We start from the raw sequence: 21,312 nt of genomic DNA on the forward strand, positions 1-21,312 counted from the left end.
ACTTTTGAGCGAAAACATCGACCTAACCGAGGTAGCGCCCGTCGAGGAAACCGACAGTACCGAGCCCTCTAAGGGTGGCCAGCCGAGCGGGTTGGATCGCAAGATCAACGAACACTTCGCGGGGGCCGTGGTCCGGAAAGACCTCGTCAAAGCGGTAAAGGGCAATGCGATCGTGCCCTCATACGTACTCGAATATCTACTCGGCCAGTACGCGGCATCCGACGACGAGGCCACGATCCAAGCGGGCATCGACAAGGTACGTGACATCCTTGCTCAGCATTACGTGCACCGCAACGAGTCCGAGCTGGCGAAGTCGAAGATCAAAGAGCGCGGACGTTACCGAATCATCGACAAGGTCAGCGTCACTCTCAACGAAAAGGACGACGTCTACAACGCCTCCTTCGCAAACCTGGGCATCAGCAGCGTGATAGTGGATTCCACTACCGTCAATGCTCACCAGAAGCTGCTTGTTGGAGGCGTCTGGTGCCTATGCGACGTCGAGTACTTCCACACCGAAGACAACCGTGTGTCGCCCTGGATTCTTGGTTCCCTCAAACCGATTCAGATGTCGAACTTCGATTATGACGGGTATCTCGATGCACGCGCGAAATTCACCACCGATGAGTGGATCGACCTGCTGATCCAGTCAATCGGATATGACCCCGAGAAATTCGGGCGCCGCGGCAAACTGCTGCAATTGGTGCGCCTGATCCCGTTCGTGGAGCGCAACTACAACCTCGTAGAACTGGGCCCCAAGGGCACCGGCAAGTCACACATCTACTCAGAGTTCTCCCCGCACGGCATGCTCATCTCGGGAGGAGAGGTGACCGTGCCAAAGCTGTTCGTAAACAACGCGAACGGTCGCCTCGGCCTCGTCGGGTACTGGGACGTCGTCGCTTTCGATGAGTTTGCGGGCAAGAAGAAGCGTACGGACAAGGCGTTGGTCGACATCATGAAGAACTACATGGCGAACAAGTCGTTCTCCCGCGGTGTGGAGACCCTTGGGGCCGAGGCATCAATGGTTTTCGTGGGCAATACCTCGCACACCGTGCCGTACATGCTCAAGCACTCCGATCTCTTTGACGAGCTGCCCGAGAGCTACCACGATCCCGCGTACCTCGACCGGCTGCACTTCTACATCCCCGGCTGGGAAGTCGACACGATCCGAAGTGAGATGTTTTCGACTGGGTATGGGTTCGTCGTTGACTACATCGCCGAGGTCCTCAAGTCGATGCGCAATCTCGACTACTCCGACCGCTACCACAAGCACTTCACGCTCGGTTCCGACATTTCGACACGTGATCGCGACGCCATCCACAAGACCGTCTCTGGGCTGATGAAGCTGCTCTACCCGCATGACCAGGCGACCACCGCAGAGGTCGAAGAGGTGCTGCGCTTCGCAATCGAAGGGCGCAAGCGGGTCAAGGACCAGATCCTCCGGATCGACGCCACGATGGCAGCAGTGAACTTCGGTTATGACTCAGTCGGCGGGGGCTGGTCAGCGGTAACGACGCTAGAGGAAGACGAATACCCGACGTACTACCATCGACGCCGCCCGACTGCCCCTACTGGCGGGTCGTCGACCGAGTCCGATGAGCCTATGGTCTCGAACGCGGCATCATCATCGGTTCCCGCCCCCGCGGCTGGCTCCCTTCAGTCGGAACTGTTCCGAGGACAACGGGATTTCCTGGACAACCAGCGGGGTGTCTCCTACGAGACGCTGCTCATGCCGTATCTGCGGGACGCAACAGAGATCGAGCTGCACGACCCGTACATCCGTATGGGACACCAAGGCCGCAATCTCGTCGAACTGCTCGCACTCATCGCCGCGGCAAAGGACCCGGCAGACGAGGTCACCGTCAACCTCTTCACAGTGCTCGACCAAGGCCCCGAGTATCAGACGAAGCAACTCCACATGCTCAACGACATCGTTCAGGGAGCCGCTCAGCAAGGCATCAAGGTCAACGTGGCGAAGGATCCCGGCGGCCACGACCGCTGGATACGAACCGATACCGGTTGGCGCATCAACCTCGGCCGCGGCCTCGACATCTTCCAGAAGTCCGACGGAAGCTGGTTCGACTTCGGCACGAGTCGCCAGGAGTTCCGGCAGGTCCGCGCTTTCGGAGTCACCTATATCCGCGAAGATAGCTGAGCAGTCGCGACTCGCTTGCGATCACCAAGTGGGTTCAGACAGGCAACGCAGGTCCTTCACCTTTCAAACATAAAGGGGGGGTGAGGGGCAGGCGAATCTCGCTAGTTGCCCTGCCCGATCCAAGATTGAAATTCCGGTTGTCCCCTCAGCGGTGCTGTTTTAATGAGGACCCATAGGGAGACCGTCATCAGCTAGGGCACAGGTGCCAAGCCGGAAAGTCGTCTGCGGCGCTACTTTTCATGGACGTCGCTAGACGCGCCACAGCCATCTTCTGCCGCTTTAGCGTTCTCGGCCTTCTCGGACTTTCTGTGCTTGTACCATGCGATGCCCTTCTTCGCGGCGATAACGGTACCGATTAGGGCCACCACGCCGCCAGCAATGAGCCATTCTATGAGCTCGTCATGTTCTTCCTGACCCTTGGCTTTCTCTTTGGCGGATCGGGATGCTTGGTAGTTTGCCTCATAGTGGGCCTGCGCAGCCGTCTTCTCGGCCTGCCTTGCCTGCCGGTCTGCCCTGATGTCCGCACGGACCTCCGCGAGCTTTTCGGGCGATAAGTCGATCACTTCCATGATGCTGGGGTCGAACAGTGTGGTGGAATAGGCAACGTGGTAGGTACCGCTGTGCCCATTGTCGTAATCCCGCTGGCTTCCGTACTCCTCACCTTTCGAAGTAAGGCCATACGCACCGGGCTTGCCGTACAAGAACCCCTGATCTTTCAGCAGGCGATTGACTTCCATGTTGCTTGCGCCGATCCGCGAGCCAATATCTGTGGCTGATAGCCCACGCTTCCCCATGAAGGTCCCCCATCTCCCGGATCTTATTTACAACTGGGTCCATTGTAGAGTTCGGGCTTGAAAAGCAGCCCCTTCAAAGGGCTAGTAGTCCACTGCCAGCATCCTGTGGTTGTCGGCCGGTAGTCAGCTTCGCATACTAGGCACCATTTTCCGCTCTGCGTATCGGGACCTCCCGGGCCCGACGGCAAGTTGGGTTTCGTCCCTGGCCGGCGCCTCGTGCCCGTACATCTTCAGGTAGCGGTACAGGGTTGCCCTGGACCAACCGACCGTCTTGGCGACCCGGGTGGCGGTCTTGCCTTCGGCGAGCAGCTGCCGGGCTGTCTCGATCTTGTCCTCGATGGTGGTTTCGTCCACGGGTTGCTGGCCGAACTTCACGCCGCGGGCCTTGGCGGCCATGACCCCGGCGCGCACCCGCTCGTTGATGAGTTCCCGCTCGTATTCGGCGAGTGTCGCGAACAATCCGAGCTGGAGCCGACCGGAGGCCGTCGAAGGATCGATCCCGTCGACCAGGGAGCGGAGCCCGATGCCCCGCTCCTGCATCTCGGCGACGGTGTTGAGGACGTCGATCAGGGACCGGCCCAGCCGGTCGATCCGATAGACGATCACGGTATCCCCCTCGCGGGCGAACGCCAGCAGCGCGGACAGGCCAGGCCGTTCCTTGGCCGCCTTCGCTCCGGAGAGCTGGTCGAAGTAGATGTACTTCTCCTCGACCCCGGCTTCGAGCAGCGCGTCCCGCTGCGCAGCCCCGTGCTGGTCGGTGGTCGATACCCTCACATATCCCAGAAGCAGTCCCATGCGCACATGCTAATGCGGGGGTGTGTCAAATAGCCTCGAGACTTTGTGAGACTCTACGGTGAGACAGGTTTGGTGAGACACTTCTGGCCCCTTAATGCCCGGTTTTTCGGGGTTGGGTTCAGGTCTTATCAAGCTAGAGTTCGTGAGACGATCCGGGCCTTCTCCGACGACTACTGCCAGGCGGTGATCGGGAAGACGGGCGACGCCTCCCCTTCCTGGCCAGCAGCCTCCCAGGCGAAACGCTCGTACAAGTCGTCCAGGGCGGTCCACCGGAGCAGGTCGCCCGCGGTGTCGATCGCGTAGAACTCGTAGCGGATCCCGTCCAGGTCGGCCTGACTGGACAGAATCGCTCCACCTCCCGGGACCAGGGGCGGTAAGCCCGGTCCGGCGATGACGTAGACGGGCAGGACTGCGCTCTGCTCAGCCGGGTAGGTCCCTGCCAGGCCAACGTCGAGGAAGCCTCCGTTCCCGTCAGCGACGGCGTGGCAGTCGTCGGAGTCGATGGTGATGGTGCCCCTGGGAAGCTTCTCCCTGGCTTCCGCGGTCAGGACGCGGCGCTCGGCGGGCAGCAGCGCATTGAAGCCATGGACGATGGATACGAGGGACGGTATGACGGTCATGGCTGACATGTGTGCGGTAGCTGCGGCGGGCCTCCCCGCCGAAGTCAGCTCTGCGGAACCTTCAGCACATAGGTCTTTTCGATGGAGCCTTTGTCCTCCTGGCCGCGTACTTGCCAGCCCCACCAATAGGTTCCGACGTGCTTGCCGAGGAGGGGTGCCTCCTCCGTGAACGTCTTGAAGTGTCCTCGGGCGAGGTGGCGCCGGCTGACACCTTCACTGGCACGCCCTGCCGATCCGGCTGAGCCACCGGAATTACCGTCAATGACCACTTCATGGAAGGCATCACCTGCGGGGCCGTTCCCTGCCGCTGCGCGCGATCCACGTTCACGCAGTGTGACGTTGCGGCAGTTCATTAGGGCCAGCGCGAAGAAGATCCGGTTTATGACCTCGACAGCCGGTGCCGTCTGCGCGCTGCCTAGGTCATAGGGAGTGAGCACCATGTTCGACAGGTTCTCCCCCTGCAATTTGGACATGAAGTCAATCGCTTGGTGGGTGACGAATTCCTTGCCGCACAGGAAGCCGTTGTCATCGAGTCGGAACCGAACCTCGTGCTCGAGCTTCGCAGCGATGCCATCAGCGTCCCGGACGTAAGCTTCGATCCAGTACTCGTGGTCGGCTCCCGTCCAGGGGCTCGTCTTGAAGCTGGTCCGCGTCCGGCTACGATGGACCATCGCCCCGATCCGTCGGGCTTTGGGTCGTGACGGAAGGCCGCCAGGGACTTCGGCTTCAATCCAGACTGCTTCGCCGCCCGGCCTTACTGGTCCGATCCTCTCGATAAACGACGGATGCTCCACCCCGGCCGGCAGGAAGTCCATCATCTCCGAGGCATCGACCATGAGCGGAACCCCGAAATCCGGGGTATCGAGGTAGATACTGATTTTGGCCCGGTAGATCTTGAAGTGACGCCTCCACTTCTCCGGCATCCTCTTGGTGTTGAACACCATCTCGCTCTTCTTCACGTCTCCCCCGTACTTCTGCGAATCACATCGCATTCTATGAGACGGGCCAGCTGGCTCGTCCCATCACCACCAGGCAAACGGTCTAACGCCTCGAGGTTGTGCGGAGGCAGAAACGGCGTTATCAGCACGAAAACATTTGCCAACCTAACTATCAGCATGCTTATGATGAACGCAACGGATGGGGATCCGGGGCAAGGGGAACGAAAAGGGTGCGCTCAGCGAACGGGGCGCACCCTTTCCCGTGTCTCCTGCGGAAGCTGCCCACCGAGTAGCCTTGGGTCCAACGACTACTTGGGGGTAGCAATGTTTAGTCTCAGTCCTGTCGTTGGCATCCTAGGCATCCTGTACGCCATCTTCACCGTCGTCGTGGCTGGCCTGGCAGTGTACGCCCTGGTCCTGGCCATCGTGTTCCTCCGACTGCGGATCGCCGAGCTGAAGCGGGCCGGGCGCCCCCGAGGTGGCTCACCGGAATGATTTCGCGAACCAGCTAATGACCCAGGCCAGGCGCAGCGCCCCGGACGCGGAGTGGGTGCTGATGTACCGCAGCGGCATTCCGACGCCGAAGATTGCCGCGGTCGTCGGTGCCGCAGAGTCGACCGTCCGCTACCATCTGGCGGTCGCCGCCCGGCAGGATGCCGGCCTCCGGACGGCCCACAAGGCTGCCCTCTCCACGCGCCAGCGCTTGACGGCCCCCGGCCAACGGAACCTGGACGACATCCTGGCCCTCTATGCGAACGAGGGCCGTCTGCCGGCCAGGGGCGGCACCGACCGGGAACGGGCATTGGCCACGTGGCTGCAGAGGCGCCGGGAAGAGGCCGCGGACGGGGACCTCTCCCCCATCTACGCCCACGCCCTGGACACAATCCCCGGCTGGCGGGAGCAGGCCACCAAGCGGGACGCCGACGAGGCCCGCTGGAAGCAGCGCCTTGGCGAACTGGTCGCCTACCTGGCTGCCGGGAACGAGCTCCCGCGGCATAACAAGACCGACGATCAGGAGGAACGCACCCTCGGGGTTTGGCTGCACACCCAGCGCATCACCCTCCGGGCCGGAAAACTTACCCCGGCCAGGGAGAAGCTTCTGAATGAGACCGTCGCTGGCTGGCGGCAAGGGCGGCCGCGGCGGGGTGCGAACAGCCGCCGTTAGGACCGGTCGGCGTTGTGTGTCGTCAGCTCCGGCAGATCGCCCGCGAAGATCGTCCGCGGGTCAAGGCCCACTGCCTCCAGAATGGCCCGGGCAATGGCAGGCGCGTGTTCGGCCCGGTATTCCACACGTGCCGTGACCCCGTCAGCCTGCTCAATCTGGATTGAAGCCTCGACTCCCCCGCGCGGGACTGGCCGCCATACATCCAAGTGGTCCTCCTGAATGAAAGTGTCCCGGTGGCGGTGCACAAAGAAGTCCTCGGCGGCCATGATCGTCCTCTCCTGAAATGGGCAAGAGAGAACTATAAGCACGCCACCGGACCGACCGCCATAGCGGCTCGACCGCTCTGAAAATCCAGTCCGTTTGGGGTCTTGGACCAATCCGCGGCGCGGATCAGTCTTGTGCCCATGGGCGGAGAATCATTGCCGAAGTAAGTCGTTTTAGTCAGCGGCGGTGCGGCCGGCGGCGAGCGTCGTGGCCCACCAGGCCAGCCCTTCAGCCAGGGCTGTGAGACGGCCTTCGAGGGGCTCGAACACGCTGAAGTCGGCCGGGTCATTGGACCGGAACGCCGGACGAATGACGTCGGGCAGGATGTGCACAGCCTGACGGATTGGTGCCATGTCCAGCTCCACAGCCACCATTCTCAGCTGTTCGATCACCCGGGCGCCGCCGACGCCGCCCCAGCCCACGAAAGCGACCGGTTTGCGCTGCCACTCGAGGAAGGTGTGATCAATGGCGTTCTTCAGCACGGCAGGGTAGCCGTGGTTGTACTCCCCGGTCAGGACGACGAACCCGTCGGCCTCATCCAGCTTCCGACCCAGGCGGGCCATGTCCTCCGTCGGGTAATTGCGCCCGGTGACTGAGGGTGGCTTCTGGTCGAAGAAGGGCAGTGGGTAATCACGGAGGTCCAGCAGTTCCACGTCGAGGCCATGCTCGGCAAGCCGCTGCATCACCCATGGTGCAACCCGTTCGCCGAAGCGCCCGGTCCTGGTTGTTCCCATGATGACGTGAATCTTTGTCACGGGGCACCTCCAACCTTCCCAGCGGTCACTATGAAGAACGCCTTCGTGGCTTCCCACATTCCAGGGGAGAGGGCGCGCGCCGGCCCAGGCTTTCGTGAGCCAGTTACCGCAGCCCCGCCCGCAGCCGCTCTGTAAGGTCATCGAGGGATTCGCGCCATTCGGGTTCGTCGGCGTCGTCCCACAATTCGGCCAGTTCCGACTTCTCCGCGGCCACCCGTTCGACCGCTTCCACGGCCATTTCCACGTCCTCGGCGGTTATCTCAAGACCGTGGGCGGTCACCCAGTCGGTGACGTTCTCCGGCAGGTCCCCCAACGGGTTTCCCTGGCTGGCCGCGGTCACCTCGGCGGCGGCGAGGGCAATGGCCCCGTCCGGCGCCTCCACGTACCGGTCGCCGGCCTTCGCCAGGGCTTGGCGGATGACGTCCGCCCCGCCGGCTTCGAGTTCCTCCAGCCAGTCCAGCGCGTCGTCGTTCTCAAACGGCAGGTAACCCCATGCGCCCATCGTCGTCCCTCTCGATGTCAATTGTGTTGGCACCAATATGGCAGATCCGCACTCATCGCCGAGCAAGTAAGCATCCGAAACGTTCGGGCGTTTCACCCGCAACCTCGTCCCCCAAATCAGGGTCCCTTGGCTCTTGAAAGGAACTGTGGCGGGGACCAGTCTTTTCCCATGAACGGAGAATCATTGCCGCAGGGCGTCGTTCTGGTCCACGGCCTGTGGGGCGTTCCGGAAGACTGGACCTGGGTCAGGCGGGAGCTCGAACGCAGGCACCCGGATGTCCACGTGGAGGTACCGGACCTGCCTTCGCACCGTCTCCCGGACGCGGGGCTGCTGGCTGACGCAGTCGAAGTGCGCGAAGCAATCGCGGCAAGCCCGGCGCCGACAGTGGTGGTTGGCTGGTCCTATGGCACCGACGTCGTAGGTCTAGCCGCCCATAGCGTGCCGAACGTCGCCCGGCTCGTGTATGTTTCCTCGCCACCGCTGAAGGCCCAGCCGGATGAACGCGATGCCAGCTATGTGGACACGATGGAGCATATGCTCCGTGACGAGCACGGCCGGTTCGTCCTGGACGGCGACTGGTGGCTCGACGAGGACGACGCCGGCCGACGGCTTCCCGACGAAGTCCGCGAGAGTCTGAAGGAGCATCCCCGCCGGTACGCCACGAAGAAGACCCGCACCGATCCGGTCCCGGCCGAGGCCTGGACCGAGATCCCCACGACAGTGCTTCTCGGTGCCCGGGACAACCTGACGGGGGCAGATCAAAGAGCCTGGGCGCGGGAAGCGGTCGCCGATGTCCGGGACATCGACACTGATCACTTTGCCCTCTTCAACCTGCCGGAGCTGGTCGCGGAGGTCATCCTGGAACCGTTGCCTGGACCGGCCAAGTAGGCCAACCGTCCACAGGCCCCTGTCTGCGCTCAACTGCGGGCGGCTAGGCTGTGGCCATTCGCTTGAATGACTGAATACCTCAGATGGGGGACCGTTGGATTCAGCAAGAAAAACCGCGCTCACGGCGGGACTGTTCTACCTCGCTACCTTTGCCAGCTCCATTCCTGCCGTCTTCCTTCTGGGACCGGTGCTGAGCGATCCGAACTACGTCACCAGCACAGGCAATGACACCAGCGTGGTCTGGGGCTGCCTGCTCGACCTGGTCAACGCCGCAGCCTGCGTGGGCACCGCAGTGGCCCTGTTCCCGGTGGTTAGGCGGCAGAATGAGAGCCTTGCGCTGGGCTTCGTCACCTCGCGTATGTTCGAAGCCGCCGTTATCGCAATCGGCGTCGTCAGCCTCCTGGCAGTCGTGACCCTGAGGCAGACAGGAACTTCCGGAACAGACCACAGCTCACTGACCGCCGCCGCCCGGGCACTCGTGGACGTGCGGGACTGGACGTTCCTCATAGGACCCGGAATGGTCCCGGCCATCAATGCTCTGCTGCTGGGCTACCTGCTGTTCCGCTCCCGGCTCGTACCGCGCATCATCCCTGTGATGGGCCTCATCGGCGCCCCGCTACTGCTCATCTCGGCAATAACAACCATGTTCGGCATCAACGACCAGCTTTCCGTCCTGTCGGCGGTTGCTACCCTACCGATCTTCCTCTGGGAACTGTCACTGGGGCTCTACCTGACCTTCAAGGGATTCAAGCCGGCAGCTGTCCTCACCGGCCCTGATTCAAGGCCTACGCCCCCTGACCACCACTAGCCCTTACGGCTTTACTCCGGCGGGTGAAGAAGCGGGCCGGGTCGTCAGCGCCCAGCAAGTCGTGATGGAAGACGATGGCGTCAACCGGCCGGGTGTCAACAAACAGGACGGCGACGTCCCGGGAGTGGACCACCGTGTACCGGGTGAGGCCTTCCACCCAGGAATGGATCCCGGTGAACTCCTCGACGAACAACCCGTCCCCGAGCAGGCCCCGCTCCTGAAGCAGGTCATGGACAAGATTCCAGGCGAGATCCATGAGTTCATGGATGGCCGCCTCCACCGTTGGAGCCGTCATACCTTCATGGTGCGCCCCGGCTGCGACAGGATGGCGGACGGTCGCGGGCGTGTCCTGCCGCCGGCACGCAGCCGCAACTGGATCGGTCCGGGATTCGCGAGCCCAAAGTCATCTCCGCCACCCATCTTTGTGGCATGGCCCATTGCCGCCCTACGGTTCCGCTACCTCAGAGCCATCATCCCCAAGCTCGCCGGCGGCGATCCGTTCAGCGGTGCGCCGGTAGGCCTCGGCGATGTAGTCCTCAACGTCCTGCCGGCCGATGCGCCACATGGCGCGGCCACCCACCTGAAAGGCCCGAAGCTCGCCCGACTTGATCAGGGCATGGATCTGGTTCGGCTTCACGTTGAGCTCGTCGGCCACCTGCGTTGGGGTCATGAAGCGAAGGGGCTTCTCGGGTACATCGGTCACCCGGCAATCCTATGCGTGGCAGGTCCTGTGCGGCCGTAGACTCGGCCTATGAGAACGGGGTGGGGGATCCTGGGAACTGGGCTATTGCTTGCGGCCACACTGGCCAATGCCGGCTGCGGCACCGCATGCTCGACCATGGGTTACGTCAGCGTCATCACCGTCAAACTTGAGGGGAATGCGGACGCAGTCGACGAAGTGCAGATGTGCAGCGATGAGGGATGCTCCCAGCGACTGCCGGACTACGGGCCTGCCGTACCCATGAAAACCGTGCAGCCAGGTGTTCCGGGGTCAGACACACCGACCCCGTTTATCCCCGCCACTCCCCCGGCCGCGTTCCTTGGCACGAGGACCGACATCGACACCTGGGCGTTCAGCATCTCCCAAGCTGGCCTGCCCGAGCACGTCACGGTCCGCGCACTCGGCGCAGACAAGGCCTTCCTGGCTGAGCAGCGGAACGATCTGGTATGGACCAGGGTTGGCGGGTCCGAACAGTGCGGTGGACCTGTGACTACTCCGCCGATCATCCTCAGAGTTTCCTGAGATGGCCTAGTACTCGATGGCTTTCCGGTCCATGGACTTCAGGGCCGCGAGCCGGGCTTCCACTTCGGTCTGCTCGCCGAGGTCTTCGAGGGTGGCGAACTGGGCGTCCAGGGAAGAGGCGGAGAGTTCCTGCTGGCCGCGGACGGTGGCTTCCTTCCGGCGGATGTTCTCCTCGTAGCGGCCGATCGCCGACGTCGGGTCTCCGGCGTCCAGGGCTTTGAGGGCGTCGTTGACCTGGGACTGGGTGTCGGCCACCCGGGCCCGGTTGACCAGCTCGTTGCGCTTGGCGGTCAGCTCCCCGAGCTTGCCGCGCATCTGGTCCAGGCCCTGCTTGAGCTTGTCGACGACCTCGTTCTGGGTGGCAAGGGACGGCTCCAGTGCCTTGGCGGTGGACTCGGCGGTCATCTGCCGGCCGATGGCCACCTTGGCGAGGGCGTCGAACTTGTCGGCGTCGACGGGGTTGCCGGCGGCGCGGAATTCGTCGGCCTTCTTCGAGGCTGCGATGGCCTTGTTCCCCCAGGTGTTGGCCTCGGTCATGGTCCGGTTGTAGTCGTCCTCGGCCATTCGGAGGTTGCCGATGGTGCTGGCCACAGCGGCCTCGGCTTCGCGGATGTTCTCCGAGTAGTCCCGGACCATCTGATCCAGCATCTTCTGCGGATCTTCGGCGGAGTCCAGGAGGGCGTTCAGGTTGGCCTTGGCGAGCTGGGCGACGCGGGCGAAAATACTCTGCTTCACAGGGATCTTTCTATCAGGAATGGGGCTTCGGCTCCTATGTGTCCGGCACCGTCCGTCCATGCAACCAGGGCAACGAAAAAAGGTCCGACCGGTCGGACCGGTCGGACCTTCTCGTGGCGCGTTCGGCGCCGGGAACGGACGGGCTATCCGACCTTGCCCGACAGTGCCACGAGCACACCGGCGGTGGCGAAGTACTTGTTGCTTCCCAGGTCGCGGATGGTCTTGATTCCCATGCCGGCGAGCAGTTCATCGTGCTTGTCCGTCAACCCAGCCAGGGCCGAGGGCGGCGCTGCGAGGACTTCGTCGAGGGTCGCGTTTTCGTAGGCCTTGTCCAGTGCCTTGCCCAATTCAATAGAAACAGCCATCTGCAATTCCTTTCATCGATACGGACCAGCAGCACACCCGCCACGGAACCTGCGACGCAGGCAAAGGGGCATGCCCGGACGCCGGACAACTGTCCCGCGCCCTTGCCGCATACGCTATCGCAGGGCACCCCGGTCTGACCCGGCATTAGCGGCGAGTTCGGAACCCCGATTCACCAGCCCGTTAGCTCACCTGGCCGCCAAGTCATTGCGGCGGAAGGTGCCGGCGATGGAGAGCTTGCGGCCGTATTCGATGGACCCGTACCGGAATAGGTGGACGGCGAGGCGGATGATGAGGGCCCCGACGACCAGGAGCTCGACGATGACGATGGTCGCTTCCACGGAGCTCAGGGTGCCGAAGGCGTTCCGGAGCAGGGCGGTGACCGGTGCGGTGAGCGGGAAGTAGGTGAAGACCTGCACAATCAAAGCCCCGGGGTTGGAGATGACCAGGCTGAATGTGTAGAAGGGGATGAACATCATGGCCATCAGCGGCCCGAATATGGTGCCCGCTTCCTTTGCAGTCGGCATGATCGCCCCGATTGCCACCAGTACCCCGGTGAAGACTGTGAAGCCGCCGAGCAGCAGCAGGGCTCCGGTGATCATGGGGCCGGGTTCGAAGACCAGGGATGACAGGTTCAGATCCGGCAGCGCCAGGGAATCGCGGAAGAACAGGTAGGCCAGCCCGACCGGGGCGAGGAACACCAGAATCTGGACGAGCCCGACGGCGAACAGGGAGATGATCTTGCCCGTGATGAGCGTGGTCGGGTTCAGGGTCGTCAGGATCATCTCGGTGACCCGGTTCTCCTTCTCCTCCAGCGTGGAGTTCAGCATCTGGTTGGAGAGGAGAATCATCGAGATGTAGAAGACGACCAGGAACAGCATCGGCGGGATCACTCCCCCGATGCCGGCGGCGGACTGGCCGTCCTTGAACGTTTCGGAATCGAACTTCACCTTCCCGGTCAGGGCAGCCGTCAGCTGAGGTGAACCGACCTGGTACTGGGCGGATGCTTCCAGCAGCTGCTTGGCCACGGCCTCGTACTTGCCGTTCTCGAACATGCCCTTGTCGGCCCCGTAGACCTTCACAGGTTCCTTGGTCGGGTCGGTCGGGAACTGGAAGTACGCCTCGGATGTCCCGTTCCGGACTGCCTCGATGGCGGCCGCCGGGTTGTCGGTATACGTCCCGCCGGCGACCTTGGCACCCGGGGCCATGATGATGCCCGAGGCGTCGCTGTACGTGAAGGCGAATTGTGCGCTCTTCTGCGCCTCTGCGCTGTCTTTGCTGCTGGCGTTGGAGGCGTACACGAGGGCGAAGACCAAGATCAGGAGGACCGGGATCGCCAGGGTCGCGATGGCGAAGCCGCGCTTCTTGATCGTGCGGACGAATTCGAACGCGACGACGGTGCCGAGGTTGTGCCGTGCCGGTGCCATCACTTTGCCTCCACCAGTTCATGCTGTTCGCCGTAGACCTTGATGAAGATCTCATCCAGGGAGATCCTTGCCGGGGCGAAGGACCGCAAGGCCACCCCGGCTTGCACGAGTTCGCGCAGGACCTTCTCCTCGGACGCCCCCTGCCCGGGCGCCAGCTCCGCTCGGCCGTCGCTGGCCGAGATGATCTCGTACAGGTCGGAGGCGGGCAGGACGCCGTCGTAGGTGACCCGGTAGACGGTGCCGCCGAACTCTTCCTGGACTTTCTCCACGGTCCCGTAGGCGCGGGAAGTGCCGTCTTTGAGCAGAATCACCCGGTCGCAGAGCCGTTCGACCTCTTCCATCTGGTGGGTGACCATGATGACGGTCGCCCCGGCCCGCTTGTGCTCTTCGATGATGTCCATCAGCAGCCGCCGGTTCACCGGGTCAAAGCCCTTCGTGGGCTCATCCAGGATCAGCAGCTCCGGGTTGTTCATGATCGTCACCCCCAGCTGAACTTTCTGCTGCTGCCCGCCGGAGAGCTTGTCCAGCCGGATCTTCGCCTTCTCCGGGATGCCGACCCGCTCCAGGTACTGCTCTGACCAGGTGCGGGCCGCGGCCTTGGACAGGCCCTTGAGCCGGCCGAAGTAGACCATCACGTCCAGGACCGGTTCCTTCTTGTACAGGCCCCGCTCCTCGGGAAGGTATCCGAGCCGTGCGCCGTCCCGCGGCTGGAAGACCTTCCCGCCGATATGCAGCGTCCCGGCGGTGGGCTGGTAGATGCCCAGCAGCGCCCGCAGCGTCGTGGTCTTTCCCGACCCGTTGCTGCCCAGGAACCCGAACGTCTCCCCGGCGTGGACATCGAAGGACAGGTCACGGATGACCGTGGTGTCCCCGAAATCCATCCGGAAGTTTTTGATGTGCACAAGCGGCTCTGCCGCGTCCCCCAACGTCATGGTTCAAGCCTATCTGTGGCAGGTGGGTCCGTCCCCGTCAGGCCTGCGTAGAGGGGTTACGCGACTACCGTCTTGAGCAAACCTTGCGGCGAACGAGGGCTGCCGTTGCGGGACAGCTCCTAGCGTGGAGAACAAGATCCCGACGTTGGGGGCGGGATCTTACAAGTGGGGACACGGCGGCGGCCACAGCATCCGGACGACCGGATGCCCTCCAAACGCCGCCGTCCCAACCACTTGCCCGGCATAGACCCCGTGAGATCCTGCGCGGAAGATACCTACATGCGAAGAACTATCTGGAGCCTGGCCGCAGCGTTTGTCACCACGATCGTCTTCGGAAGCGTCTATGTCACGCTCCAGCAGATCGGTCGCCACGAGGCCAACATTGCACCGGCCGCGGCCGCCTCCGCGCAAGTTCAGCAAACGGGTTCGGACATCATGACGGCGCCCCGGCTGGAGCTGACACCGGACAGCGGGCTCTTCCTCATCGAATACGGGCAGAACAACACCCCGCTATCCACCAGCGTGACCCTGCATGGTTCCGTCCCCGTCATCCCCGACGGAGTACTGGAGACAGCACGTGCCCAAGGCACAGATACCGTGACCTGGCAGCCCGAACCCGGACTGCCCATGGCCGTAGTCGCCAAACACACAGCCGGGAAGGTCGTCGTGGCCGGCCAATCACTGGCACCTTTCGAAGCCAGCGACAGCAGGGCCCTTGCCATACTGGCCGCAGGCTGGTTGGGATCCATGTCCGTCCTCGCCGGGAGCTACGGTGCGCTAAGGCTCCTCGAGCGCCGCCAAGCCGGGCACCACAACGACTGACCGGCCGGCACTACGTCCAGAGGCTTCCAAGGGGCCTTTGGACCCTGTCGGGCCCTCCTGGCACTGGGTAGCTTGAGGGCTAGTTTCGCCGACCGCTGTGCCAGCCAGCCCTACATCAGGAGTACCCGTGGTGGGAGACACTTCTTCAATAAGCACCGGCCACCTTCGTGCAGGGCTGAGTCCTTTCCAACGCGTGCTGGTTCTCGTTCTGCTGGCCGCGGTCGTGAACCTCGGCGCCGCATTCGTCCTGGACACCGTCACCGGGTGGGACAGCCTGTACCGCCGGCTGGGCGGTGTCCTGGTGCTCGCCGCCATGGCGGTTGCTGTTGCCGCCTTCACGCGATTCCCCTTCACGTGGACAGTCCGGTCCGGCCGGTTGCTGATCCTCCCGGCAGTCCTGGCCGTACTCCCGTTTTTCGCCGGTGTGCAGTCGGTCGAAACGACCGTCCTCACCGCCATTCTGATCGGAGAAGCTGCAACAGGGGTGTTTGAGGAGCTGTGGTTCCGGGGACTAGCCCTGTCAGCACTCGGCCCGTGGAGCCCCATGGCAGCCGCCATCACCGTCTCGGCCCTGTTTGGTCTGTCCCACTTAGCCAACATCGCCTACGGCGCGGACGTCGCGGTGACAGCGGCCCAGGTCGTGGGTGCCTTCACCTTCGGCGTAGGCTACGCAGCCCTGCGGATGCGGACCATCGCCCTATGGCCCCTGATGATCCTGCACGCTGTAACGGACATTTCCCTCGCCATCGGCAACGTCACCGGCGGCCTGCGCTGGGGCATCATGATCGGCTCGGACACCGTGCTCCTCATCTACGGCATCATCCTGCTCCGACAACTTCCTGCAGGGACAACTGTCGGGGACGCGGTCGGCGCGAGGCGGACCACGCCGGCGCGCCCCTGAGCCCAAGGCGGGACGAAGCATGGCGGCCCTCTCCACCTACGACAAATTCAAGTCCCTGGTCAGCTCCGGCACGGACACAGAACGCACCTCGTTCTTTAGCGACGCCATCTTCGCCATCGCGATGACCCTGCTCGCGGTCGAGATCAGAGTCCCGGAAGTACCGCCGGAGGAACTCCCGCACGCCCTACTCGAACAAGGCGCCCAGTACTTCGCTTACGTGCTCTCCTTCGCCGTGACCGGCGCCTACTGGCTGACCCACCACCGCCTGTTCAGGCTTCTCCGGGCGTACGATGCGAACCTTCAGCGCATCAACCTAGTCGCCCTGCTATTTATCGCGCTCACCGGCTTCGGATCAGGAGTCCTCGCGCGCTACGGAGACCAACCCGCGGGAGTCGTTGTGTACGCGGTCATCATCAGCGGTATGGGGCTCAGCTACACCGCCTTATGGCAATACGCGTGGCACCGGAAGCTCTTCGGCAGTGACATCGATGCCCGTCTCTTCTCCTACATGCGCGCGAGAAGCCTGGCCGTCCCCCTGGTCTTCCTCGCCTCCATCCCGGTAGCTTTCTTCAGCCCCGCGGCCGCCGAATACCTCTGGCTCGGAGTCCTCGCCCTCGACGCCGCCCTGTCCCTCGCCTACCGAAGACGGCCGGCCACTCCTGGGCGGGCCCGGCCTACGAAGAGGTAGGGGCCACCCGAAGGTGGAAATCGGCCGCAAAAGGGGTGACATAGGGCCGCCCGGTAGCAGCAAGCCCATCACACCGACCGCGCCTGCTGCCCTCTTCTGCACACTCCGCTCGGCCCGAAAACGTGCACTGGCCCTCTGGTGGGCCATGCCGTGCTCTCCCAAATTCCATGGCCCGTTATGGGCTGCAGTTGAAGGTATCAGGTCAGGGGCGCAGGCTGATCGACACCTAGCGGCTTGAGCGACTTGAAGGGGACAATGGAGGTATGTCCCGTTACAGAGCTTCTGTAAACATCCCGGCTGGCCCCAATGAGTCGCCGACGCCGGAGGAACAGGACGCTCTCGCTCCCTTTGACCTGACCACAGCCAATCCGGAAGACCTAGCAATTTGGATCGCGGCGGCTGAGCTGAGACTTGTCACCGACCGTAGGCTTGGCAAAGTTACCCCGAAATGGGTTGAGCAGCTCGCACGCGCAAAGGGTTGAAACCTTCGTCCGCCACGAGACTTCAGCGGTCGAAGAACGTCATATTGGTAGCGATAACGCCACCAATATGAACAGATGGCGGACATTAGCTTCGAGCTCATCGCCGGGCGGGAAGATTACGCCCTCTTGGGACCGGCCGGGCGCGAGTAGGCGTTCCTGTACAAGCCGATTTAGCGCTGGTTCTGACTCATGACGGCATCGTTGGACCTGCCTTCTTGAGCACGACAAGCTGCAAGGAAGCATTCCTGTTGACTCGTCGAACTGGCCACACTCGTAAAGCAGTAGTGCTGGATGTAGAGCATTGCACCAAGTGGCTGTCACCGATCACTGCAAGGCCACATCGCTGACGAACGGGTGAACTTGTACTCCTGGGTGAATGTGGTGAATTTCGCCCCATCAAATCCTGCCTCAGCGAAAAGTATGGGACGGACGCTACTGTGGCCTGGACTGGTTTCCGCGGTCGACGCCGAACGAGCGTGCTCCTCCTAGGCGTCGCCGTGACTAGGAACGTTGTGACTGCTTGTGAGCCGTGTGAGTCTCAGCGTGGAGCCGGGCGTAGATGATTCGAAGGGGATTTGAGGGCCATGAATGAACCTAGGTGGGTCTTCATCGGAGATACTCACGGGGACACCGGCTGGATGAGGACTGTCCTGCGCTCGGCCGCACGGGCCGGTGTCCGCTCGTTGATCCATGTCGGGGATGACGCCTTCGACTGGCCAGGGCGGAACCGGCCAAAGCACGCTAACCGCGTGAACCACATTTTGGAGGAGCACGGGCAGACCCTGTACTTTTCGGGCGGCAATCATGACAACTGGACAACCCTGCTCAAGCTCAAGACGGAGTCGGATGGTCTAACTACTTGGCGGCCGAACATTCGCGTGTTTCCCCGCGGTGGCCGTGCAGTCGTGGAGGGCCTCACAGTAGGGGCCCTAGGCGGTGCGTTCAGTATCGATGCCCGCCACCGCACTTTGGGTACGTCGTGGTGGGACACGGAAGAGCCGACGCGGGAGGACGCGCAGCGGCTGCTTGACGGCGGCCCGGTGGATGTTCTCGTGACGCATGACGCCCCGTTGGCCGTGCCGATCGTCGGAGACTTCATGCTGGCGCCAGCCGTAGTTGAGCGGGCAAATGTCACACGCCAGCTTCTTCAGGACGTCGTGGACCAACTCCGGCCTGGCTACGTGTTCTGCGGGCACTGGCACCAACGACTGACTCACGAGCTCGTACACCCGGACGGCAGTGTTACAACTGTGGAGGTTCTGGCCAATGAATACAACCGCCGGACCAACGCAGTCCTCTTAAGCCGAGGCGAGCGGGGGCTCGTCGTGGAGCCGCTTGACCTCAGCGGCAACTGATTCACCCACAATCTAGGATTTCGACTCAGCGTCCAAAAGAGGATCTGGAAGCGGAAGGCTGCGGGAGCCAAAAGAACGTGCCAACGAAGATGCTGTCTTGCGTGGAACGGATGAAGTACGGGCGACCTCGAGGACGCCCCGAAGGCTCGGAAGGACAACCGCGGCATAACCAGCGCCCTGTCATGAACTGTCATCCAGCTCACGCCTCTGATTCTTTGGCTCATTATTCAATGATGGTGAGAACGTCGATAGGAACGCCCGTGATGCGGCTGCTGCGACTTCCTTGCCGGCCGGTGATCCCGAGGGAACCAGAGGATGTCGTCGACCTTTTTACCCGCTGCGATGCAAGGTTCTCGTCCCAGACGGAGGTCCATCCCGAACTGCTGCTCTGACCGTAAGGGATGAGCGCAGGGAAAGCTGCCTGTGCGGTCGTAAAGGCCGAGACGGGATCAAAAAGAATCACCTGATGACCCTTTACGTCCGCCACCTTTCCAATGGTCGGACCTGCAGGCCGCAAAGAGCCGTCCCCACCGTCGGTTTTCCAGCCGAGCCTGTTGTTTATCGAGTCCGAGGCATCACCAGCGATTGGAGGCTGTGTCGGGTCGTCCTTGGAAACAACATGCGCCATGCCCGTAGACAACAGCGACCGTAACGCTCGAACCAGAGATGCTCCAGGGGCGGATTCCTGGTTTTCGGCATGAGCGTCGATGACGAGACGAATGACGCCATCGCAGAGTCCGTCCAAGTTGAACTGCTCCACGAACCCGTCCTCCATCCCCAGATCGGCAGCCATCTCCTTCAAGATCGCCAGGGGTAGCAGGATGTCGGCGGCCAAAATGGACGCACGGTCCAAGGATGTCTTGGATTGCTGCGGATCAGTCGAGGCGTCGCTTACGGAGCGCTTCAAATTCATGTAGGCCTCGTTTAGGTGCTGCACGTAGCCGGCCCATCCGCCGTTGTGGTTCTTGGCTGCGTGCCGGATGTAGTGGATGACGTGGCCCGTGAACCGCGCTTGAGTTCCCTCATGTTTGGCCATGTTGACAATGCGGTCTGTTTTGTCTCGGTCCGGGTGCAGCTTGCCCTTGCCAATAAAGACCGGGATCACGCGTTCCTTCACAGACGACGTGGTCAGCTCGTTCTCGGCTGTGATGATGAGCTGGGCGATCGGCCTGTTGACCTTCCGGGAGGTCATGTTGGCGTTCATGCGGCCCTTGGTTGCGTTGTTGAAGATCGCGCGCGTGATGTTGGAGATCTTCTGGTCCTCCCCCAGAGCTTGGTCTTTCATTGCGGACGGTGCCATGTCGTCAATTACCCAGATGGGTGTGTGGGCGATGGCGTGTTCTATGTACGCCTCGGTGTCCTTGGCTGAGCCGGGCAGGCTACCGTCCTGCCAGGAGGACTTCCGGCGTGCCCAGAAGTACATGCAGGCCTGCGCCGAGTAGGACTTTCCAGTACCTTTGGGACCCCAGAAGAACAGGGTGGACTTGGGGCGCAGCGGCACCGTTGGGCGGAGTCCGCCGGCCAGAACAATCACGGCCGCAGACTGATCCGTCCAGGTTCCGGAAGTGATGTAGGCATCCACGACGGCGCGGAAGTCCTTTCGCACCTGTTCCTTGTAATCAATATCGTCCCAGGAGCAGTCCAGCTTCTCCACCCCGACCCCGTACTGGCCAGCCACGGGCAGGCGGCCACTATCCATGCCTGCCTTAACTGTCGAACCGCACGTCACGTCTTCGACGATCTGGTCGCTGAGAGCAAAGACGGGATACCCGTCCTCTTGAGGGACCCATCCCATGCGTGTCCAGCGAGTAGTGGACGCGCGTTCCTGCTTCCGGTTGTCCTTCACCGCTGCCAACCACGCATGCCCCTTAGCCCGACGGGGTGGCCAGGAAGGGTGCAGCAGCAACTCACGCGGAACGGTGGCGCCCTGGCGGACCCAGTCGGATGGCGGGAAGGCCAGGATGTTCTGCGGGCCAGTTACGACGGCGCCGCGGTCCTGCCCGTTCCAAGACCATGACACCTGAACCTTCACCAAGGTGTCCTTGGCATCAACTCGGACCTTCGGGTCGAGGATACCGTCGAGTAACTCCTCATCCGTGGGTTGCCTGCGCACTTCGGACGACAGGATGCGGCCGCCCAGGTCAACGCGCTTGTCCCAGCGGTAGCCGCTGACGGTGCCGCCGGGGGCGTTTTTGATGGGGACGCATTCTTCAACCTCGTGCCCGTTCGCAGACACCCGGAATGTTCCGGCAAGGTCGTGCGCCTTGGAGGCCGGAGCCGGGGGCATGACGGAAGTCATCGCATGCATCAGACCAGGCCCGTCACCGTTCTTGGCCAGGTCGTCGTCCACGCCGGCACTCGCCATCGACTCGCTGTCACCCGAGGCGACCGTCGGGTTGACGAACTTGATGGTCTTCATTGTCTGGGGACTGACACGCGACATTGACGGCGCTGCAGTCTGCGGATCTGAGGAGGCTGAGGCCCATTCGTCGTCGAAGTCCAGGGGCGTTTTTTCGGAAGGCGTTGCAGTCATGCTTGGTTCTATGCACACCTGCCCGGCACGGGGGTCATCGTCGAAGTCCAGGGGCGTTTTTTCGGAAGGCGTCGCGGTCATGCTTGGTTCTATGCACACCTGCCCGGCACGGGGGTCATCGTCGAAGTCCAGGGGCGTTTTTTCGGAAGG

Annotated in this window: 24 protein-coding genes; 10 read left to right on the top strand and 14 right to left on the bottom strand. The window is 62.7% G+C overall.

Annotated elements, in window-relative coordinates; genetic code table 11:
• The first annotated feature begins 4 nt into the window (after positions 1-4).
• A complete protein-coding gene (gene brxL / locus ACFO0G_RS01110; RefSeq protein WP_376976110.1) occupies positions 5-2,152 on the top strand; it encodes a BREX system Lon protease-like protein BrxL in 2,148 nt (715 codons plus the stop codon).
• Between the two features lie 230 nt (positions 2,153-2,382).
• On the opposite strand, the gene ACFO0G_RS01115 is transcribed toward brxL, so the two are convergent.
• The 4 genes from ACFO0G_RS01115 to ACFO0G_RS01130 form a co-directional block, all read right to left on the bottom strand.
• Entirely contained in the window at positions 2,383-2,889 is a 507-nt protein-coding gene (locus ACFO0G_RS01115) for a hypothetical protein (protein WP_376976112.1), read from the bottom strand.
• Between the two features lie 180 nt (positions 2,890-3,069).
• Complete coding sequence (locus tag ACFO0G_RS01120) at positions 3,070-3,741, bottom strand: recombinase family protein (protein ID WP_376976114.1); 672 nt, start codon at positions 3,739-3,741, stop codon at positions 3,070-3,072.
• 170 nt (positions 3,742-3,911) lie between these two features.
• Positions 3,912-4,361, bottom strand: a complete 450-nt coding sequence (locus ACFO0G_RS01125) for a hypothetical protein (RefSeq protein WP_376976116.1) — start codon at positions 4,359-4,361, stop codon at positions 3,912-3,914.
• Positions 4,362-4,405: 44 nt separating this feature from the next.
• Positions 4,406-5,320: a hypothetical protein gene (locus ACFO0G_RS01130; RefSeq protein ID WP_376976118.1), complete on the bottom strand. Its 915-nt coding sequence runs from the start codon at positions 5,318-5,320 to the stop codon at positions 4,406-4,408.
• Between the two features lie 303 nt (positions 5,321-5,623).
• Here ACFO0G_RS01130 and ACFO0G_RS01135 point away from each other — a divergent pair, with 303 nt between their 5' ends.
• Together ACFO0G_RS01135 and ACFO0G_RS01140 are read left to right on the top strand one after the other, a co-directional pair.
• Complete coding sequence (locus ACFO0G_RS01135; RefSeq protein WP_376976119.1) at positions 5,624-5,794, top strand: hypothetical protein; 171 nt, start codon at positions 5,624-5,626, stop codon at positions 5,792-5,794.
• Positions 5,795-5,810: 16 nt separating this feature from the next.
• Entirely contained in the window at positions 5,811-6,464 is a 654-nt protein-coding gene (locus ACFO0G_RS01140; RefSeq protein ID WP_376976121.1) for a helicase associated domain-containing protein, read from the top strand.
• Here the strand turns inward: ACFO0G_RS01140 and ACFO0G_RS01145 are convergent.
• From ACFO0G_RS01145 to ACFO0G_RS01155, 3 genes are all read right to left on the bottom strand, one after another.
• Positions 6,461-6,730 carry a hypothetical protein gene (locus ACFO0G_RS01145; protein WP_376976123.1) on the bottom strand — a complete coding sequence of 90 codons (270 nt, stop codon included), beginning with the start codon at positions 6,728-6,730 and terminating at the stop codon, positions 6,461-6,463. The genes ACFO0G_RS01140 and ACFO0G_RS01145 overlap by 4 nt on opposite strands.
• A gap of 171 nt (positions 6,731-6,901) precedes the next feature.
• On the bottom strand, positions 6,902-7,483 hold the full coding sequence (locus ACFO0G_RS01150) for an NADPH-dependent FMN reductase (RefSeq protein ID WP_307357035.1): 582 nt from the start codon (positions 7,481-7,483) through the stop codon (positions 6,902-6,904).
• Positions 7,484-7,586: 103 nt separating this feature from the next.
• Positions 7,587-7,985, bottom strand: a complete 399-nt coding sequence (locus ACFO0G_RS01155; protein ID WP_376976125.1) for a DUF4259 domain-containing protein — start codon at positions 7,983-7,985, stop codon at positions 7,587-7,589.
• A 168-nt stretch (positions 7,986-8,153) separates the two neighbouring features.
• On the opposite strand from ACFO0G_RS01155, the gene ACFO0G_RS01160 reads away from it, so the two are divergent.
• Positions 8,154-8,873: an alpha/beta fold hydrolase gene (locus ACFO0G_RS01160; protein WP_307357039.1), complete on the top strand. Its 720-nt coding sequence runs from the start codon at positions 8,154-8,156 to the stop codon at positions 8,871-8,873.
• Positions 8,874-8,967: 94 nt separating this feature from the next.
• Positions 8,968-9,681: a DUF4386 domain-containing protein gene (locus ACFO0G_RS01165; protein WP_307357042.1), complete on the top strand. Its 714-nt coding sequence runs from the start codon at positions 8,968-8,970 to the stop codon at positions 9,679-9,681.
• Here the strand turns inward: ACFO0G_RS01165 and ACFO0G_RS01170 are convergent.
• Together ACFO0G_RS01170 and ACFO0G_RS01175 are read right to left on the bottom strand one after the other, a co-directional pair.
• On the bottom strand, positions 9,659-9,976 hold the full coding sequence (locus tag ACFO0G_RS01170) for a hypothetical protein (protein ID WP_376976128.1): 318 nt from the start codon (positions 9,974-9,976) through the stop codon (positions 9,659-9,661). The two genes, ACFO0G_RS01165 and ACFO0G_RS01170, sit on opposite strands and share 23 nt — an antisense overlap.
• A gap of 150 nt (positions 9,977-10,126) precedes the next feature.
• On the bottom strand, positions 10,127-10,384 hold the full coding sequence (locus ACFO0G_RS01175) for a helix-turn-helix domain-containing protein (protein ID WP_376976130.1): 258 nt from the start codon (positions 10,382-10,384) through the stop codon (positions 10,127-10,129).
• 48 nt (positions 10,385-10,432) lie between these two features.
• Here ACFO0G_RS01175 and ACFO0G_RS01180 point away from each other — a divergent pair, with 48 nt between their 5' ends.
• Complete coding sequence (locus ACFO0G_RS01180) at positions 10,433-10,924, top strand: hypothetical protein (protein WP_376976132.1); 492 nt, start codon at positions 10,433-10,435, stop codon at positions 10,922-10,924.
• Positions 10,925-10,930: 6 nt separating this feature from the next.
• On the opposite strand, the gene ACFO0G_RS01185 is transcribed toward ACFO0G_RS01180, so the two are convergent.
• From ACFO0G_RS01185 to ACFO0G_RS01200, 4 genes are all read right to left on the bottom strand, one after another.
• Positions 10,931-11,659 carry a PspA/IM30 family protein gene (locus tag ACFO0G_RS01185; RefSeq protein ID WP_376976134.1) on the bottom strand — a complete coding sequence of 243 codons (729 nt, stop codon included), beginning with the start codon at positions 11,657-11,659 and terminating at the stop codon, positions 10,931-10,933.
• A gap of 143 nt (positions 11,660-11,802) precedes the next feature.
• Positions 11,803-12,024 (bottom strand): hypothetical protein, encoded by a 222-nt coding sequence (locus ACFO0G_RS01190; protein ID WP_376976135.1) that lies wholly within the window; start codon positions 12,022-12,024, stop codon positions 11,803-11,805.
• 186 nt (positions 12,025-12,210) lie between these two features.
• Positions 12,211-13,449: an ABC transporter permease gene (locus tag ACFO0G_RS01195; protein ID WP_376976137.1), complete on the bottom strand. Its 1,239-nt coding sequence runs from the start codon at positions 13,447-13,449 to the stop codon at positions 12,211-12,213.
• On the bottom strand, positions 13,449-14,381 hold the full coding sequence (locus ACFO0G_RS01200; protein ID WP_376976139.1) for an ABC transporter ATP-binding protein: 933 nt from the start codon (positions 14,379-14,381) through the stop codon (positions 13,449-13,451). The genes ACFO0G_RS01195 and ACFO0G_RS01200 overlap by 1 nt, the downstream gene beginning before the upstream one ends.
• 279 nt (positions 14,382-14,660) lie before the next feature.
• Between ACFO0G_RS01200 and ACFO0G_RS01205 the strand changes: the two genes are divergently transcribed.
• The 4 genes from ACFO0G_RS01205 (at position 14,661) to ACFO0G_RS01220 (ending at position 18,629) form a co-directional block, all read left to right on the top strand.
• Positions 14,661-15,203, top strand: coding sequence for a hypothetical protein (locus ACFO0G_RS01205; protein ID WP_376976141.1), 543 nt, complete (start codon positions 14,661-14,663; stop codon positions 15,201-15,203).
• Positions 15,204-15,396: 193 nt separating this feature from the next.
• Entirely contained in the window at positions 15,397-16,104 is a 708-nt protein-coding gene (locus ACFO0G_RS01210; protein WP_307357082.1) for a CPBP family intramembrane glutamic endopeptidase, read from the top strand.
• Positions 16,105-16,123: 19 nt separating this feature from the next.
• On the top strand, positions 16,124-16,792 hold the full coding sequence (locus ACFO0G_RS01215) for a TMEM175 family protein (RefSeq protein WP_307357087.1): 669 nt from the start codon (positions 16,124-16,126) through the stop codon (positions 16,790-16,792).
• A 1,066-nt stretch (positions 16,793-17,858) separates the two neighbouring features.
• A complete protein-coding gene (locus tag ACFO0G_RS01220; RefSeq protein WP_376976144.1) occupies positions 17,859-18,629 on the top strand; it encodes a metallophosphoesterase family protein in 771 nt (256 codons plus the stop codon).
• A gap of 223 nt (positions 18,630-18,852) precedes the next feature.
• On the opposite strand, the gene ACFO0G_RS01225 is transcribed toward ACFO0G_RS01220, so the two are convergent.
• Positions 18,853-21,312: hypothetical protein (locus ACFO0G_RS01225; RefSeq protein ID WP_376976146.1), on the bottom strand; the 2,460-nt coding region annotated here is incomplete at its 5' end.

The organism is Arthrobacter sedimenti (genome assembly GCF_042652025.1).
In the GTDB taxonomy this organism is placed as follows: Bacteria; Actinomycetota; Actinomycetes; order Actinomycetales; family Micrococcaceae; genus Arthrobacter; species Arthrobacter sedimenti.

Coding starts and splice junctions, on each gene's coding strand:
- ACFO0G_RS01140 (WP_376976121.1), top strand. CDS start 5,811: ATGACCCAGGCCAGGCGCAGCGCCCCGGACGCGGAGTGGGTGCTGATG.
- ACFO0G_RS01135 (WP_376976119.1), top strand. CDS start 5,624: ATGTTTAGTCTCAGTCCTGTCGTTGGCATCCTAGGCATCCTGTACGCC.
- ACFO0G_RS01120 (WP_376976114.1), bottom strand. CDS start 3,741: ATGGGACTGCTTCTGGGATATGTGAGGGTATCGACCACCGACCAGCAC.
- ACFO0G_RS01145 (WP_376976123.1), bottom strand. CDS start 6,730: ATGGCCGCCGAGGACTTCTTTGTGCACCGCCACCGGGACACTTTCATT.
- ACFO0G_RS01190 (WP_376976135.1), bottom strand. CDS start 12,024: ATGGCTGTTTCTATTGAATTGGGCAAGGCACTGGACAAGGCCTACGAA.
- ACFO0G_RS01215 (WP_307357087.1), top strand. CDS start 16,124: ATGGCGGCCCTCTCCACCTACGACAAATTCAAGTCCCTGGTCAGCTCC.
- ACFO0G_RS01170 (WP_376976128.1), bottom strand. CDS start 9,976: ATGACGGCTCCAACGGTGGAGGCGGCCATCCATGAACTCATGGATCTC.
- ACFO0G_RS01155 (WP_376976125.1), bottom strand. CDS start 7,985: ATGGGCGCATGGGGTTACCTGCCGTTTGAGAACGACGACGCGCTGGAC.
- ACFO0G_RS01220 (WP_376976144.1), top strand. CDS start 17,859: ATGAATGAACCTAGGTGGGTCTTCATCGGAGATACTCACGGGGACACC.
- ACFO0G_RS01200 (WP_376976139.1), bottom strand. CDS start 14,381: ATGACGTTGGGGGACGCGGCAGAGCCGCTTGTGCACATCAAAAACTTC.
- ACFO0G_RS01205 (WP_376976141.1), top strand. CDS start 14,661: ATGCGAAGAACTATCTGGAGCCTGGCCGCAGCGTTTGTCACCACGATC.
- ACFO0G_RS01115 (WP_376976112.1), bottom strand. CDS start 2,889: ATGGAAGTCAATCGCCTGCTGAAAGATCAGGGGTTCTTGTACGGCAAG.
- ACFO0G_RS01195 (WP_376976137.1), bottom strand. CDS start 13,449: ATGGCACCGGCACGGCACAACCTCGGCACCGTCGTCGCGTTCGAATTC.
- ACFO0G_RS01160 (WP_307357039.1), top strand. CDS start 8,154: ATGAACGGAGAATCATTGCCGCAGGGCGTCGTTCTGGTCCACGGCCTG.
- ACFO0G_RS01180 (WP_376976132.1), top strand. CDS start 10,433: ATGAGAACGGGGTGGGGGATCCTGGGAACTGGGCTATTGCTTGCGGCC.
- ACFO0G_RS01125 (WP_376976116.1), bottom strand. CDS start 4,361: ATGACCGTCATACCGTCCCTCGTATCCATCGTCCATGGCTTCAATGCG.